At 64.9% G+C, this 14,396-nt stretch carries 15 protein-coding genes; 7 read left to right on the top strand and 8 right to left on the bottom strand.

From position 1 onward, the window contains the following. Positions 1 to 3: 3 nt before the first annotated feature. The 7 genes from DXK93_RS16680 to DXK93_RS16650 form a co-directional block, all read right to left on the bottom strand. Entirely contained in the window at positions 4 to 789 is a 786-nt protein-coding gene (locus DXK93_RS16680) for an enoyl-CoA hydratase/isomerase family protein (RefSeq protein WP_119450631.1), read from the bottom strand. Between the two features lie 14 nt (positions 790 to 803). Next, a complete protein-coding gene (locus DXK93_RS16675) occupies positions 804 to 1,778 on the bottom strand; it encodes an alpha-ketoacid dehydrogenase subunit beta (RefSeq protein WP_119450630.1) in 975 nt (324 codons plus the stop codon). Between the two features lies 1 nt (position 1,779). After that, a complete protein-coding gene (locus DXK93_RS16670) occupies positions 1,780 to 2,751 on the bottom strand; it encodes a thiamine pyrophosphate-dependent dehydrogenase E1 component subunit alpha (RefSeq protein WP_119450671.1) in 972 nt (323 codons plus the stop codon). A 235-nt stretch (positions 2,752 to 2,986) separates the two neighbouring features. After that, a complete protein-coding gene (locus tag DXK93_RS16665; protein WP_054457855.1) occupies positions 2,987 to 3,760 on the bottom strand; it encodes an IclR family transcriptional regulator in 774 nt (257 codons plus the stop codon). 83 nt (positions 3,761 to 3,843) lie between these two features. After that, positions 3,844 to 4,620 carry an enoyl-CoA hydratase/isomerase family protein gene (locus tag DXK93_RS16660; RefSeq protein WP_119450629.1) on the bottom strand — a complete coding sequence of 259 codons (777 nt, stop codon included), beginning with the start codon at positions 4,618 to 4,620 and terminating at the stop codon, positions 3,844 to 3,846. Continuing rightward, positions 4,617 to 6,749, bottom strand: coding sequence for an acetate--CoA ligase family protein (locus DXK93_RS16655; RefSeq protein WP_119450628.1), 2,133 nt, complete (start codon positions 6,747 to 6,749; stop codon positions 4,617 to 4,619). Before DXK93_RS16655 ends, DXK93_RS16660 begins: the two co-directional genes overlap by 4 nt. A 1-nt stretch (position 6,750) precedes the next feature. Next, positions 6,751 to 7,752, bottom strand: a complete 1,002-nt coding sequence (locus DXK93_RS16650; protein WP_054457858.1) for a tripartite tricarboxylate transporter substrate binding protein — start codon at positions 7,750 to 7,752, stop codon at positions 6,751 to 6,753. A 228-nt stretch (positions 7,753 to 7,980) separates the two neighbouring features. Here DXK93_RS16650 and DXK93_RS16645 point away from each other — a divergent pair, with 228 nt between their 5' ends. Genes DXK93_RS16645 through DXK93_RS16615 form a run of 7 tightly spaced genes read left to right on the top strand, consistent with a single transcriptional unit; the run spans position 7,981 to position 13,457 of the window. Then, entirely contained in the window at positions 7,981 to 9,129 is a 1,149-nt protein-coding gene (locus DXK93_RS16645) for an acyl-CoA dehydrogenase family protein (RefSeq protein ID WP_119450627.1), read from the top strand. Beyond that, positions 9,126 to 9,935, top strand: coding sequence for an enoyl-CoA hydratase/isomerase family protein (locus DXK93_RS16640; protein ID WP_054457860.1), 810 nt, complete (start codon positions 9,126 to 9,128; stop codon positions 9,933 to 9,935). The genes DXK93_RS16645 and DXK93_RS16640 overlap by 4 nt, the downstream gene beginning before the upstream one ends. Beyond that, positions 9,932 to 11,083: a thiolase family protein gene (locus DXK93_RS16635; protein WP_119450626.1), complete on the top strand. Its 1,152-nt coding sequence runs from the start codon at positions 9,932 to 9,934 to the stop codon at positions 11,081 to 11,083. The genes DXK93_RS16640 and DXK93_RS16635 overlap by 4 nt, the downstream gene beginning before the upstream one ends. 1 nt (position 11,084) lies before the next feature. Then, on the top strand, positions 11,085 to 11,486 hold the full coding sequence (locus tag DXK93_RS16630) for a Zn-ribbon domain-containing OB-fold protein (RefSeq protein WP_119450625.1): 402 nt from the start codon (positions 11,085 to 11,087) through the stop codon (positions 11,484 to 11,486). Further along, positions 11,483 to 11,878, top strand: a complete 396-nt coding sequence (locus tag DXK93_RS16625; protein ID WP_119450624.1) for a hypothetical protein — start codon at positions 11,483 to 11,485, stop codon at positions 11,876 to 11,878. Before DXK93_RS16630 ends, DXK93_RS16625 begins: the two co-directional genes overlap by 4 nt. Positions 11,879 to 11,886: 8 nt before the next feature. After that, complete coding sequence (locus DXK93_RS16620) at positions 11,887 to 12,279, top strand: MaoC family dehydratase (RefSeq protein WP_119450623.1); 393 nt, start codon at positions 11,887 to 11,889, stop codon at positions 12,277 to 12,279. Positions 12,280 to 12,296: 17 nt separating this feature from the next. After that, complete coding sequence (locus DXK93_RS16615) at positions 12,297 to 13,457, top strand: acyl-CoA dehydrogenase family protein (protein WP_054457865.1); 1,161 nt, start codon at positions 12,297 to 12,299, stop codon at positions 13,455 to 13,457. A gap of 13 nt (positions 13,458 to 13,470) precedes the next feature. Here the strand turns inward: DXK93_RS16615 and DXK93_RS16610 are convergent, their stop codons facing one another. Then, on the bottom strand, positions 13,471 to 14,382 hold the full coding sequence (locus tag DXK93_RS16610) for a LysR family transcriptional regulator (RefSeq protein ID WP_054457866.1): 912 nt from the start codon (positions 14,380 to 14,382) through the stop codon (positions 13,471 to 13,473). Positions 14,383 to 14,396 lie beyond the last annotated feature (14 nt).

Raw genomic sequence — 14,396 nt, 5'->3', positions numbered from 1 at the left:
GGGCTATTGCCCCGCGAAGCGCGCTTCGCGCTTTTCAAGGAATGCACCGATGCCCTCATGCGCGTCGCGCGTGTCCAGCACCAGGCCTATCATGGCTTGCTCGTGCGCCAGCGCATTGGCCAGGGGCATGTCGGCGCCGTCGCGCAGCGTGCGCTTGAGCAGCTTCAACACCAGCGGCGACTTGCCTGCTATCTGCTCCGCCAGCGCCAGAGTCTGCGCCATGAGTTCGTCTTTCGGAACTGCGCGGTTGGCCAGGCCCATGCGCACCGCATCGGCGGCGCTGATGCGCCCGCCCGTGTACATCAGCTCCTTGGCCAGGCAAGGCGCGACCTGCCGGATAATGCGCTGCGTACCGCCCGCCCCCGGGAACAGGCCCAGGTTTATCTCGGTCAGCGCAATCATGGCGCTATCGGCCAGGATGCGCAGGTCCATGGCCAGGAGCAGCTCGGTGCCGCCGCCCAACGCCCAGCCGTTGACCGCAGCGATCGTCGGCTTGTCGCTGACTTCGATGCGCCGGAACACGCGATGGATATCCTCGGCGAACTCCTGGTAGTGCGCCAGCCCCTGGCGTGAATTCAGGTCGGCCAGGTCGCCTCCCGCCACAAAGGACTTATCGCCGGCGCCCGTGATGACGATGACGCGGCAGTCGTCGCTGGCTTCCAATGCGGCGAAAGCCCGTTCCAGTTCGATCAAGGTTGGAATGTCCAGCGCGTTGTGCACCTTCGGCCGATTGATGGTGATGATGCCGACGCGATTGCGGACTTCGGCAAGAATGCTGGGTTCGTTCATGCTGTCTCCTGGGTTCACGCGCAGAGCTTGCGCGCGGCGGCTATGACATCGGCCTCTTGGGGCTGGTACTGTTCTTCGAGCGATGGAGCGAATGGCACCGGAACGAAGGGCGCCGCGACACGAGCGATGGGCGCGTCGAGTTCGTCGAAACCTATGTCCGCCATTCGTGCAGCGATCTCGGCGCCGACCCCGAATGCCTCCACGGCTTCGTGCACGATGAGCAGCCGGTGGGTGCGTTCGAGCGATGCCAGCACCGCCTGTTCGTCCCAGGGCTGGATGCTGCGCAGATCCAGCACCTCGGCCTCGATGCCATCGGCAACCAGGGTCTCGGCGGCCCGCAAGGCCTTGTGCACGGTCGCGCCGTAGCTCACCACGGTCAGGTCTCGGCCCGGGCGTGCAACCCGGGCGCGGCCCAGCGGTATCGGTCCGGCATCATCGGCCACCTCGCCCTTGAGGGCATACAAGGCCTTGTTCTCCACGAACACCACCGGGTCCGGATCGCGAATGGCTGACTTCAGCAGGCCATAAGCATCGGCGGGGTTGCTGGGGCACACCACTTTCAGGCCCGGAATGTGGGCAAACCATGCTTCCAGGCATTGGGAATGCTGCGGCCCCGCGCTGATGCCGCCGCCATGCGGGGTCCGCACCACCATGGGCACACTGGCCTGCCCGCCAAACATGTAGCGAGCCTTGGCCGCCTGGTTGACCAGCGCGTCCATGGTCAGCGTCATGAAGTCCATGAACATGATTTCAAGCACGGGACGCAGACCGGACAGAGCCGCTCCCACTGCCGCGTTGGCCATGGCGGCTTCGGAAATCGGCGTATCGCGGATGCGGTCCGGGCCAAAACGGGCATGCAGCCCGCGCGTGACGCCGAACGGCCCTCCGGCTTCGGCGATGTCTTCGCCGAACAGGAACACCGTGGGATCCTCCTCCATGCACTCGGCCAACGCGCGGTTGATGGCATGGGCAAAACGTAGTTCAGCCATCTCAGTTCGCCTCGTTCATGGTGTAGACATCATTGCGCGCGTCCTCCCACACGGGCTGGCGCCCCATGCGCGCGCGTTCGACCGCGCGTTCGACCTGGGCCTGGACCTCCTCGAACGCCTGTTCGCGCTGCGCCTTGGCGACCCCGTTCTGATCCAGCACCGCTTCGAAGCGCGCTACCGGATCATGCTCGCCCAGGCCCTCGATCTCTTCGGAAGGGCGGTACTTCTGGGGATCCCCTTCATAGTGGCCGCGCCAACGGTGAGTGATGCACTCCAGCACCCGCGGACCTTCACCGGCGCGTATGCGCGCCACGGCCGCGCTGGCGGCGTCGGCCACCCCCAACACGTCGTTGCCGTCGATTTTTTCGTGGGGAATGGAAAAGGCGGCCGATAGCTTGTCCAGCGGCGCCACGAACTGTTTGTGGGTGGGAGAAAACTCGGCCCAACCATTGTTCTCGCACAGGAACAGCAACGGCAGGCGCCACAGCGCAGCCAGGTTGAGGCTTTCATGCAGCACGCCTTCGGCCATGGCGCCGTCGCCAAAGAAGGCCACCGCCACGCAGTCCTTTTTCTGTACCTGATGGGCCAGTGCGCTGCCCAGGGCTATCGGTATGCTGGCGCCGACAATGGCGTTGGCCCCCAGCATGCCGATGGACAGGTTGGCGACGTGCATCGAACCGCCACGGCCCTTGCAGATACCCTCTTCGCGCGCCATCAGCTCCAGGAAGAAATCTTCGATGTCGATGCCCTTGGCCAGGGCATGACCATGGCCACGGTGGGTCGAGGCGACGGTATCGTCCGCCCGCAGCACCATACCCATCGCAGCGGCGACGGCCTCCTGGCCGATGCTCAGATGGATGAAGCCGGGCACCTCCCCGTCCGCGAACAAGCGTCCGAGCCGGAGCTCGGCCAGCCGGATGCGCAACATGCGCCGGTATGCGTCCAGCAACTGCTCTTTGTTGGCGCTAGCCACCATTGCCTCCTCGTAACAACCGCTATTTTTGATTCCACGCCGCCTGCCTTGGCGCCATGCTGTTACATATAAGTTATCGGTCAGTTAATTTACTAACCGTACGGTTAGATGAATCATAAGCAAAGGTTCTCGAGAACGTCAATCGGGTTTTTCAGGGAGTTTTCCCGCGCTGGAAGGGGCAGCGGCCGCGCTGCCCGCACGGCGACACGGGCAGCGTGGCGTCAGCGGTGGGCAATCAGGCGCGGCCGCCCGAGAGTGCGCGGGAGATCAGCGCGGCGCGGTCGCGCAGGTCAACGCCCAGGCGCTCGAGCGCCTCGCCCGAAACCTGGGCGCTGAAGCCAACGGCGCTGATGGCCATGGCGGCTTTGCCGAATTCGTCGAGCACCGCGGCGGAAACCGTGCTGACGCCTTTGACGTAGTTGCCGGCGTCCACCGCGTAACCCTTTTCACGGGCGTCGCGCACGCCTTCCATATAGTCCTTGAAAGGCGGCTTGTCGTCCCACCTCAGGTTGTCGAAACGTTGCCGCAATTCCTTGTCATCCAGCCCGGAATGGGCCGCCATGCAGCGGCCCAGCGCCGCGATGTACATGGGCAGTCGCTGGCCCACGCTCATGTGCACGCGCACCGAACTGTCGGTGTCGGCACGGTCCACCAGCACTACGCGCTCATTGGACGTGCGCTGCCAGAGCGTCGCAGTCACGCCGTGGCTGCGCGCGATATCGCGCAAATGCGGATGCACCAGCCGCACGTAGGATCCCTGCTCCAGCGCGCCCTTGGCGAGCTCGACCAGCCCCAACGCGATGGAATAGGTTTTCGTGGCTTCATCGAACGACACCAAGCCTTCATATACCAGCGTCTTGAGGAAGTTGTAGCAAGTGCTGGAATTGAGTTGCAGGTCGCGCGCCACGCGGGTGACCCCCACGCCCGAGGGCGCCGCGCTCAGGTAGCGCAGGACGCGTAATCCGCCCACGAGAGCACCTACGAGTTTTTCCGGTTGTTCGGTCGTCATTCTGAAGACAGAGAATTTCTCTGGATAGAAAAGAGCAAAAATTGTGGCATAGAGCGCCTGCCCGCACAAACCCGGCGGGCATATCAACCGGAGCGCCTGGCGCGCATGCTGGAAAGATAGCCGCGTATGGTTTCCTGCACGCCGGGCCTGGCGAAGTTTTCGTGCATCAGGGGCTCGAGCGCTTCGATGCGTCCGACGGCGCAATCGGGCGGCTCCAGCAACAAACGCGCCTTGCGGGCAATGACCAGCGCCTCGCGGCGCGCGATGTAGAACGCCAGGCGCTCGGCGGAAAGCCGCTCGAAGTCCTCGGTCGGCAACACATCGGTCACCAGTCCCAGGTCGCGGGCGGGCTCGGCCTTCAGCAGTTGGCCGCTGAGGCACAACTGGCGGGCCCGCGCGCCGCTGATCTTGGTTTCCAGGGCGGTCTGGACCATGACGGGGTACATGTTGAAAGCGATTTCCGGGCACGCGAGCGTGAGGTCCGCCGAGGCAATGACGATGTCCGTCATCGCCAGCAGGATGACGCCGGCCCCCGCCGCCTTGCCTCGGGCGACAGCCAGGACGGGAGCCGGCGAGCGCGCCATGGCGGCCATCAGTTCACGCAGGCCCTGCCCCTGCGCTTGCAACAACGCCGCACTGCGGACGAACTCCTCGATATCGCCGCCGGCACAGAACAGGGAGGGCGAAGCGCTGCGGAGAACGATCAGCCCAATCCCTGCGGCCGGGGCGCTTTCAATCGAGCGCCGCAACACGTCGAGCATTTCCACGTTCAGGGCGTTGGCCTTGGCCGCACGGTCCAGGATCAGCGTACGGACGCCAGCGGCGTCGTGAACCAGCACATGGTGCGAGGATGCCGTCATTCAAACCTGCTCACGACCGCATCGAGCACCCAGGCCTGCCCCTCGCCCACTGCCAGCGGATTGATCTCGATTTCCGCCAGGTCCGGCCGCGCCAGGAATGCTTCGCACAACCCCGCAATCTGCCGAGCCAGAGCTGGCAGGTCAACGGCGCCGCGCCCCCGAAACCCCTGCAGCAGCTTGGCCGAGCGCAGGCCCTCGATCATTTCCTGGATGCCTTGTGCGTCCAGCGGCAGCAAACGGCAGACCACGTCGGGATCGAGCTCCACTTCCACCCCGCCGCGGCCCAGCGTCAAGGTGGGGCCGAATCGGACGTCGCGGCGTAGGCCCAGCAGCAATTCGTGGTCGAAGCGCTGCATGGATTCGAGCAGGATGCCCCTCGCGTCGATGCCCCTGTCGCTGGCGATTGCGCGCAGGCGCAGCAGGGCTGCTCGAAATTGCTCGTCGTCCATGATGCCGAGTACCACGCCGCCTATGTCGCTCTTGTGCAGGACAGTACTGGCCTGCAGCTTGGCGACGACGGGGTAAGCCAAGGGCGCGGGCAAGCGGTCGGGCATATCGCCGTCCACCAGCACGCCGTCGGGGATGCCGGCGGTTCCGAGTTCGCGCAATAGCGCCTTGCTGTCCCACTCAAGCAGAAACGCGATACTAGCGGCCGGCATCGCATCGCACCGGGGTGCCGGCAACGCCGGCGCCGTCAGCGCCGCATGGCGCAAGCCGTTCAGACGCACAGCAGCGCCCAGGGCTGCAACCGCGGGCGGGATATCGCGGAACACGGGTATGCGCGCCTGCTCCAGCACACTCACCGACTCTTCCTTGGCGCCGATCCAGATCACCACGATGGGGCGATGGGTACGCTGGCGCGCCTGGGCGATGGCGTCGGTGAACGCCGTGGCGATGCTGTGCATCAGGCCAACGAACAGCACGATGGCGTCGTTGCCCGGGTCTCGCGCCACGGCCTCCAGCGCCCTTGAAATGCTGGCGGTGTCCTGCACCACATTGCCGGTCAGGTCCAGCGGATTGGCCGCCTTGACGAAGGAAGGCAACACCGGCGCCAGCGCCTGGGCCGTCTGCGGCGCAAGCGCGGGCAGCTCCAGCGCCCAGCGTTCGGCTTCGTCCGCGATGAGCACGCCCGCGCCTCCCGACACGGACATGACGGCCAAGCGCTTGCCCTGCGGCACGCTGTCGAACAGGAACAGCCGGGCCACATCCATCATCTGGCCCAGCGAATCCACCCGCAGCGCGCCATGCTGACGCAGGCAGGCGTCATACAGGGCATCGTCGCCGGCCAGCGCTCCCGTATGCGAAGCAGCAGCCGCCGCGCCCGCCTGCGAGCGGCCCGCCTTGATCGCGATGACCGGCTTCCCGGCTGCCGCCGCGCGCAGCAGCGCCCGTCGGAACGCCAGGGAATCGCGGATATCCTCGACGTAAAGTCCGATGACGCGCGTCTGCGGATCGTCGGCAAGATAGGCAATGGCCGACGCCGCATCCATGTCGCACTCATTGCCGGTGGTGATCCATTTGCTGAATCCCAGGCCAGAACGCAGGCAGATGTCCATCCAGTACGCGCCCAACGCGCCACTCTGGCTGACGAAGGCGAAGCCGCCCTGCTTGATTGGCGTTTCCTCCAGTGCGGTGGTGAACGAGGCGATGAGTCCGGTGGCGCTATTGGCCACGCCCAGGCAGTTGGGGCCGAGTATCGTGACGCCTTGGGCCCGCGCTAGTTCGCCCAGCCTGCGTTGCAGCGCCGCGCCTTCTTCGCCCGTTTCGGAAAAGCCCGAAGAAAACACGACGAACGCCTTGACGCCCGCGGCCGCGCCCTCGCGGATCACATCCTCGACCAGCCCCGCCGGCGTACCGACTATGGCCAGATCCACCGGCTCGCCTATCGCGGCCAACGAGGGATAGCTCTTGAGACCCTGCACCTGATCGCGCGTCGGATTGACCGGAAACAGTTTGCCGACAAAGCCGCGCGACAGCATGTAGGCCAAAGGTCGGCCGGCGATCTTCCCCGGATCGGCTGAAGCGCCCACGATGGCCACGCTGCGCGCCTCCAGCACGGCGGCCGCGCGCGCCGCCCCTGCCAGCGCCTGCGGTGACGCGCCGCCCACGATGTTCATGTCTTCCATCATTTCAGTTCGCATCGATGCCCGCCGTCTTGATGACCTGGTCCCAGCGCTTCATCTCGCCGTCCAGGAACTCGCTGAAAGCCTTCGGCGCGGAAGCTACCGGAATGACGCCCTGCCCCAGCAGACGCTTGCGCACGACGGGATCCTCGAACTCCGCGCGCACCGCTCCCTGCAATTTGTCGACGATGTTCTTGGGCACGCCGGCAGGCGCAACCAGGCCGAGCCAGGTATTGCCGTTGAACCCCGGCAAGCCGGATTCATTCAGCGTGGGATAGTCGGGATAGGCCGGCGACCGCTCCAATCCGGTAATCGCGATCAGCTTCAGCTTTCCTGACTTTACATAGGGTTCGGCCGAAAGCGCGTCGACGAACATCACCGAAAGCGACCCGCCGAGCAGATCCGTCAACGCCTGTGCGCTGCCCCGGTAAGGCACGTGCACCAGCTTGATGCCGGCGGCCTGCTGCAGCAACTCGCCTGAAAGATGATTGGATTGTCCGACGCCCGCAGAGCCGTATGTCAGGGTGCCTGGCTTGGACTTCGCCAGCGCGATGAACTCCTTGAGGTTGGACGCGGGGACCGCAGGATTGGCGACCAGGAAGTTGGTCAGCTCCACCATTTGCGTAATGTTGCTGAATCCGCGCGCGGTGTCGTACTGCAGCTTGGAATACATGCTGGGATTGATGGCGTGGCTGGTCGCTACCGCCCCCAAGGTGTAGCCGTCTCCCGGCGCGCGCGCCACTGCCTGAGTGCCGATGGTGCCGCCGCCTCCCGGCAGGTTCTTGACCACGGCAGGCTGGCCCAGGCGTTCGATGCCGTGCGCGGCCGTGCGCGCGATAGTGTCCAGGATGCCGCCCGCCGAGGACGCCACGATCACCTCTATCGGTTTGGACGGGTAGACAGGCTCGGCACGGGCCGACCCTGAGCCCAAAGCCATAAAGGCAGCCGCAGCCAAGCTGGCCGCCCGCGACGAGAATGAGGATTGAAGCAGGGGTAATCCGGTCTTCATGTTGTCTCCTTTATTCTGTATAGCGAATATTTATCTTTATAGCGAATAAAGTCTAGGATTGACCCTCCGGCTTGTCAAGGACAAAACCGCCTGATCCGATGATTGACGCATCAATGAACGCTGGCTATTATATTTTTTAACGAGAATATTATTCTCTATAAAGAATTTAAAGATGCCCGACACGCCAAGGGTGACGGGCATCGCCAGCGGAGACAAAGGAGCATATCCGTGAGCTTGAGCTTTGCGTTTTCCAGTGAACACGAAGCCGTCCGCGATACCGTGCGGCGGCTTTGCCAGGATGAACTCGCCCCCCTGGTCTTCGATGCTGAAGAACAGGAAACCTTTCCGAAGCACGTCTTTGAACGCTGGGGCGATCTGGGCCTGCTGGGCGTGCGTTATCCGGAAGCCGATGGCGGCAGCGGCCTGGACAAAATCAGCGACTGCATCGTGCGCGAAGAGCTGAGTTACCTGTCCCAGGCGTTCGCCTCCACCTGGTCGGCCCATACGCATCTGGGCATCTGGCCCATATGGAAAGCCGGCACGCCGGCGCAGAAGGCGCGTTTCCTGGCGCCCGCGCTGGCCGGCCGGAAAGTGGCCGGCTTCGGCCTGAGCGAACCGGACGGCGGCTCCAACGTGCGCGCCATGAAGACCCGGGCCGAACGCGTTGAAGGCGGTTGGCGCCTGCATGGCAGCAAGCTTTACATCACGAATGCGCCCTTCGCCGACTTCCTGCTGGTAGCCGCGCGCACCAGTCCCGACCTCCGTCCTGACTCGATCAGCCTGTTCATCGTCGAACTGCCCAATCCTGGCTTCGAAATTTCCAAGCTCAAGAAGGAAGGGATACGCGCGTCGGAAACGGCGTTGATCCACATCGACAATGCCTTCGTGCCCGACGATTGCCTGCTCGGCGAAACCGAAGGCACGTATCCGCTGATCCTGGAATCGCTCAGCGAAAACCGGGTCGGCGTGGCGGCCAATGCCCTGGGCATGGCGCGCGCGGCCTTCGATGCCGCCACCGCCTACGCCAACGACCGTCTGGTGGCCGGCAAGCGCATCGGCCAGTATCAGGCCATCGGCCACAAGCTCGCCGAGATGTCGGCGCAGATCGAAGCGGCCCGCTGGCTGGTCTATTACGGCGCCTGGCGCGTGGATCAGGGAACCCTGGACGCGGCCACGGCCGCGCGCGTCAAGCTGGTCGCCAGCGAAACCGCCGTTTCGGTCAGCGAGCAAGCCATCCGTATCTTCGGCGGCGCCGGCATCATGCGCGAGTATCCGGTCGGCCGCATCCACCGCGACGCGCTGGTCTACATCATCGGCGAAGGCACCAGCGAGATCCAGAAGAACATCATCGCCAACAGCCTGGGATTCAAGCCATGAACGACTATGTCCTGCGCGAGCGCCGCGGCGCGACACTCCTCATCACCCTGAACCGTCCCGAACGACGCAACGCCTTCGATCTCGAGGTGCGCCAAAGCCTGGCCGAAGCCGTGCTTCAAGCGCGCGACGACGACACGGTCAAAGCCGTGGTCATCACGGGCGCCCAGGGCGTGTTCTGTGCGGGCGGCGATCTGAAATCGCTGTCCGAGGCCAAACGGCCTGTGTACAAGGACCGGGATCGCATACGCCGTCTGCACACCTGGTTCCATGAGCTGGTCAATCTGGAAAAGCCCGTCATTGCCGCGGTGGACGGCCCCGCCTTTGGCGCGGGCTTCAATCTGGCATTGGCCTGCGATTTCATCCTGGGCACGCCGGGCGCGCGGTTCTGTGCCGTTTTCGGACGCATCGGCCTAGTGCCGGACCTGGGCGGCTTTTTCCTGTTGCCGCGCATCGTCGGCCTTCAGCGCGCCAAGGAACTCGTGTTCTCGGCACGCGAAGTGGACGCCGAAGAAGCGCGCGCCCTCGGCATCCTGTACCGCATCGTCCCGCCGCAATCCCTGCTGGACGAGGCATTGGCGCTTGCCGCCCGATTCCATGCCGCATCGACCGAAGCGCTGGGCATGTCGAAGAACATACTCAACCGCTCCTTCAACCTGGACCAGAACACGCTGGCCGAACTGGAGGCCCATGCCCAGGCGCTGGCTCTGCACACGGTCTACCACGACGACGCCGTGGCGCGCTTCCTGGACAAGCAGCCCCTCGCATTCAACTGGTCCGCCAAGCCTGGCAAGGACGGCGCCGCATGAGCATGAACGCCTACATCACTGGCGCCTGCGACACGCGCGTCGGCGAACTGCCAGGTTCCAGTTGCATGGGCCTGCACGCGGAAGCGGCATTCGGCGCGATACGCGACGCGGGCCTGGACCCCGGCGACATCGACGGCGTGTTGTGCGCCTATTCCTTTACCGAGCCGCACCTGATGCTCGGTTCCGTGTTCTGCGAATACGCGGGCCTGAGTCCGAACTTCTGCACCGCGATACAGGCCGGCGGCGCCAGCGCCTGCATCATGGTCATGCAGGCGGCCGCCCTGGTGGCCAGCGGCCAGTGCAACCACGTCCTGGTCGTCGCGGGCGACAACCGTCTGACGGGGCTGTCCCGCGACGGCGCGGTGGCGGCGCTGGCCGAGGTCGGCCACCCGCAGTTCGAGCGCCCCTTCGGCATCAGCGTGCCCGCTTCCTATGCGCTGGTTGCGCAACGCTACATGCACGATTACGGTGTGACATCCGAGCACCTGGCAGCAATCGCCGTGGAGCACCGCCGCCATGCCGGCCGGCATCCCAAGGCCCACAAGCGCGAGCCGATCTCCATTGAGGACGTGTTGAACTCGCGCGAGATCAGCGCGCCCCTGCGCATGCTGGACTGCTGCCTGGTTTCCGACGGCGGCGCGGCGCTGGTGGTCAGCCGCCGTCCTGCCACCAACACCAGCCACCGTGCCGTGGAGATCCTGGGTGCGGGCCAGGGCCACACGCACGAACATATCGTGTCCGCACCCAGCCTGGTCGATTTCGGCTGCAAGGCCTCGTCGGCACGCGCGTTCGCGGCGGCCGGCCTGAAGCCCGCCGACATCGACGTCGCTCTCATCTACGACTCGTTCACCATCACCTTGCTGGTCGAACTTGAATCCATTGGATTCTTTGCGCGCGGCGAAGCCGGGCCCGCCGCCCTGCAAGGCCAGTTGGGCCTGGGCGGCGCCCTGCCCTGCAATACCCATGGCGGCCTGCTGTCCTATGGCCACTCCGGCGCGGCCGGCGGCATGTTCCATGCGGTCGAGGCCGTCCATCAATTGCGCGGCCAGGCGGATGCCCGCCAGGTGGATGGCGCCAACCTGGCCTTCGTGCACGGAGACGGCGGCATCCTTTCCGCCCACTGCTCACTCATCCTGGGAGCCGCCTGAAATGGAAAAGCCCTCCATACGCCCCACCGCGGAAACGCAGCCTTTCTGGCAAGGTTGCCGCGACCGCAAGCTGCGCTACCAGACCTGCGGCGAATGCGGCGCGGTGCAGCGCATTCCGCGCAGTGTCTGCACTCATTGCCACGGACAGCAGCTGAAGTGGAACGAATCCGCCGGACTGGGCACCGTGCTCAGCCATACCACGGTGCATCGTGCACCGAACGCGGCCTTCAAGGCCGAAGCGCCCTATGTAATCGCCCTGGTCGACCTGGACGAGGGATTCCGCTTGATGGTCAACACCCGCAATGACGCCAACTCGCCGCTCGCCATCGGCCAGCGGGTGCGGATCGGATTCGAGCCCCGCGGCGACCACCTGCTCCCGATTGCCGAACCGGAGACGCCATGAGCGCGCTGTATACCTATGACAGCTTTACCCCTGGTTCCGTGCTGGGCGAATGGGAAGAGCCGCTCGACGCGAGGCTGCTGGCGCTCTGGGAACGCCTGTTCGGCCAGCACGCGCAGGACGCACCGGCCAGGCAGGCCGGCCTGGCCGTCGCGCTGATGATGCGCGCCTACCTGAACGTGGTGACGCCGCGCCCGCCCGGCAACATCCATGCGCGGCAAGCGCTTTGCGTCCAAGGGCTGCCGCGCTCTGGCGAACGCGTACGTTCCACGGTGCGCTGCCTGGACAAGGAAATGCGGGGCGAACGTCGCTATCTACGACTTGAAGTCGCTGGCGAGGGCGCAACTGGACGCCCCCTCTATACCGGCCGAATGAATCTGATCTGGGCCGCCTAGGACACACCATGACGCCTACACTGGAAGAAGTATCCATGAAGGTCACTCAGGCGGACATCGATCTTTATGCCGAACTGACCAACGACTTCAATCCCCTGCACGTAGATCCGGCATTCGCCTCGGCCACGCCCATGGGCGGCACCATCGCCCACGGCACGCTTTCGGTCAACCTGATCTGGCAATCGCTGGCGCGCAGCTTCGGTGCCGCGGCGCTGGAACGATTCGACCTGGACATCCGCTTTCTCAAGCCGCTGCATGCCGGCGGCCTCATCACCGCAGGCGGCCAATGCGTGGCCGATGCACCAGGGAGATATGACGTCTGGGTAAGAGATGCCGGCGGCGTCGCGCTGATCGCCGGCCACGTCACGCTAGCCGACGCCGGCGCACCGGCAGCCAACTGAACCAACCGGAAACAGCCATGCACCTGACCCACGAGCATCGCGAACTCGAACGGACCACCCGCCGCATCATCGCCGAACACCTGGACCCCTATCTGGACGAGTGGGAGGCCGAGCAGATTTTCCCTGCGCACCGCGTGATGAAGGCCTTCGGATCCGCCGGGCTGCTGGGCATAGGAAAGGCTGCCGAGTATGGTGGCATGGAGCTGGATTTCAGCTACGAAATGGTCTTCGCCGAGACCCTGGGCGAAGTCCGGTCCAGCGGGCTGACCTCGGCCATCGGCGTGCAAAGCACGATGTGCACTCCGGCCTTGGCGCATCACGGCAGCGATGCGCTCAAGCGCGCCTACCTGGCGCCCACCATCGCGGGAGATCTGGTCGGCTGCATCGGCGTAAGCGAAGCCTCGGCAGGCTCGGACGTGTCGCAGATAAAGACCTGGGCGCGGCGCGACGGCGACGACTACGTCATCAACGGATCGAAGATGTGGATCACCAATGGCGTGCAGGGCGACTGGATCTGCCTGCTGTGCAATACCTCGCAGGACGGCGGACCGCACAAGAACAAATCGCTCATCATCGTGCCATTGAACGCTCCCGGCGTCAGCGTGTCGCGCAAGCTGGACAAGCTGGTGCTGCGCGCCTCCGATACGGCCGAACTGTTCTTCGACGACGTGCGGGTACCAGTCAGCAACCGCATCGGCGAAGAGAACATGGGCTTCATCTACCAGATGGAGCAGTTCCAGGAAGAACGCATGTTCGTCGCGGCGCGCAGCATGCGGTCGATGGAGCGGGCCATCGAAGAGACCATCGAATACGCCGGCCAGAGGCAAGTGTTCGGCGGCACAATCCTGTCCAATCAGGTGGTCTACCACAAGCTCGCCGAAATGCAGACCGAGATCCAGGCACTGCGCTCTCTGCTGTACCGTGCCATCGAGCAATACCTGGACGGCCAGGACATCGCCCAGTTCGCCTCCATGGCGAAGTACTACGCTGGCAAGCTGTCCATGAAGATTCCCAACGAATGCCTGCAGTTCTGGGGCGGCCAGGGCGTCATGAACGAGAACTGGATCTCTCGCGCCTATCGCGACCTGAGGCAGACGGCCATCGGCGGCGGCGCCAACGAGATCATGCTGGAAGTCATCGCGAAGACCATGGGCATACATCCCGGCAAGCGGGCGTAGCGCCGGTCCGCGTTCAGCCCGCCCCGCCCCGCTGCGCCATGTACGCATGCCGGAAATAGTCCCGCACCGCCTGCATGGCGGGCGACACTTCCGCGCCCCGGCGCCAGGCCAACCCGACGTTCATGGGCGGAATCGGGTCCTTGAGCTGTACCGTTTCAATCCGCCGCCCCTCCAGCGACCAGGGCCGGTAGACCATGTCCGACAGCAGGGCCACGCCGCTGCCGTTGGCCACCATGCTGCGCACCGCCTCGACGGATGAGGTGCGCAGCCGCACGTCGGGCTTGAAGGGGGTTTCGTTCCAGTAACGCAAGGCGGTGTAGGCCGCCTCGTCCACGGTCAGCATGATGAAGGGTTCGCGCGAGACGTCCTCCAGAGTCACGGCGTCCGCCGCAAGCAAGGGATGCCTGGCCGGCAGCCACAGGCGTCGCGGCGAGCCGAAGAAATGCTCCACCGCCAGATCCGGATTGGCGACGTTCGAGGTCAGCAGCACCGCCATGTCATAGCGGTTCGCGATCAGGCCTTCCTCGATTGCGCTGCGGTTCAGTTCGTGCAGCTGGATGTCCAGGCGCGGATACAGCTGAGACAGCCGCTGCAGGTGATACGGCAGGAAGTAGCCGATCACCGTATAGGACGCCGCCAGCAACAGGCGGCCCGAGACCTCTTCCGCCGTCGCCGGCATGCGCAGGGCCTCGTCGACCGACGACAGGATGTTGTAGGCGTGGTTCAGGAAGGTGCGGCCGCTGTGAGTCAGCGTCACGCCGTGGGCGCCCCGCAGGAACAGCGCCGTGCCCACTGTCTCCTCCAGTTCGCGGATGGCGCTGGTGATGGCCGACTGGGATATCGCCAGCTGGATTGCCGCCTGCGAAATCTGGCCCAGTTCGGCTGCGGCGATGAAGTATTTGAGCTGACGTAGGGTAATCGACATGTCCGGTTTTATCT

Source organism: Achromobacter sp. K91 (assembly GCF_003576205.1).
Classification (GTDB): domain Bacteria; phylum Pseudomonadota; class Gammaproteobacteria; order Burkholderiales; family Burkholderiaceae_B; genus Achromobacter; species Achromobacter aegrifaciens.
The sequence above is the reverse complement of the archived record's forward strand: the minus strand, read 5'-3'. Positions and strand labels throughout refer to the sequence as shown.

Excerpts from the sequence above, each read along its gene's own strand:
- DXK93_RS16680 (WP_119450631.1), bottom strand. The coding sequence starts at position 789 with ATGAACGAACCCAGCATTCTTGCCGAAGTCCGCAATCGCGTCGGCATC.
- DXK93_RS16675 (WP_119450630.1), bottom strand. The coding sequence starts at position 1,778 with ATGGCTGAACTACGTTTTGCCCATGCCATCAACCGCGCGTTGGCCGAG.
- DXK93_RS16665 (WP_054457855.1), bottom strand. The coding sequence starts at position 3,760 with ATGACGACCGAACAACCGGAAAAACTCGTAGGTGCTCTCGTGGGCGGA.
- DXK93_RS16660 (WP_119450629.1), bottom strand. The coding sequence starts at position 4,620 with ATGACGGCATCCTCGCACCATGTGCTGGTTCACGACGCCGCTGGCGTC.
- DXK93_RS16655 (WP_119450628.1), bottom strand. The coding sequence starts at position 6,749 with ATGATGGAAGACATGAACATCGTGGGCGGCGCGTCACCGCAGGCGCTG.
- DXK93_RS16650 (WP_054457858.1), bottom strand. The coding sequence starts at position 7,752 with ATGAAGACCGGATTACCCCTGCTTCAATCCTCATTCTCGTCGCGGGCG.
- DXK93_RS16640 (WP_054457860.1), top strand. The coding sequence starts at position 9,126 with ATGAACGACTATGTCCTGCGCGAGCGCCGCGGCGCGACACTCCTCATC.
- DXK93_RS16635 (WP_119450626.1), top strand. The coding sequence starts at position 9,932 with ATGAGCATGAACGCCTACATCACTGGCGCCTGCGACACGCGCGTCGGC.
- DXK93_RS16630 (WP_119450625.1), top strand. The coding sequence starts at position 11,085 with ATGGAAAAGCCCTCCATACGCCCCACCGCGGAAACGCAGCCTTTCTGG.
- DXK93_RS16625 (WP_119450624.1), top strand. The coding sequence starts at position 11,483 with ATGAGCGCGCTGTATACCTATGACAGCTTTACCCCTGGTTCCGTGCTG.
- DXK93_RS16620 (WP_119450623.1), top strand. The coding sequence starts at position 11,887 with ATGACGCCTACACTGGAAGAAGTATCCATGAAGGTCACTCAGGCGGAC.
- DXK93_RS16615 (WP_054457865.1), top strand. The coding sequence starts at position 12,297 with ATGCACCTGACCCACGAGCATCGCGAACTCGAACGGACCACCCGCCGC.
- DXK93_RS16610 (WP_054457866.1), bottom strand. The coding sequence starts at position 14,382 with ATGTCGATTACCCTACGTCAGCTCAAATACTTCATCGCCGCAGCCGAA.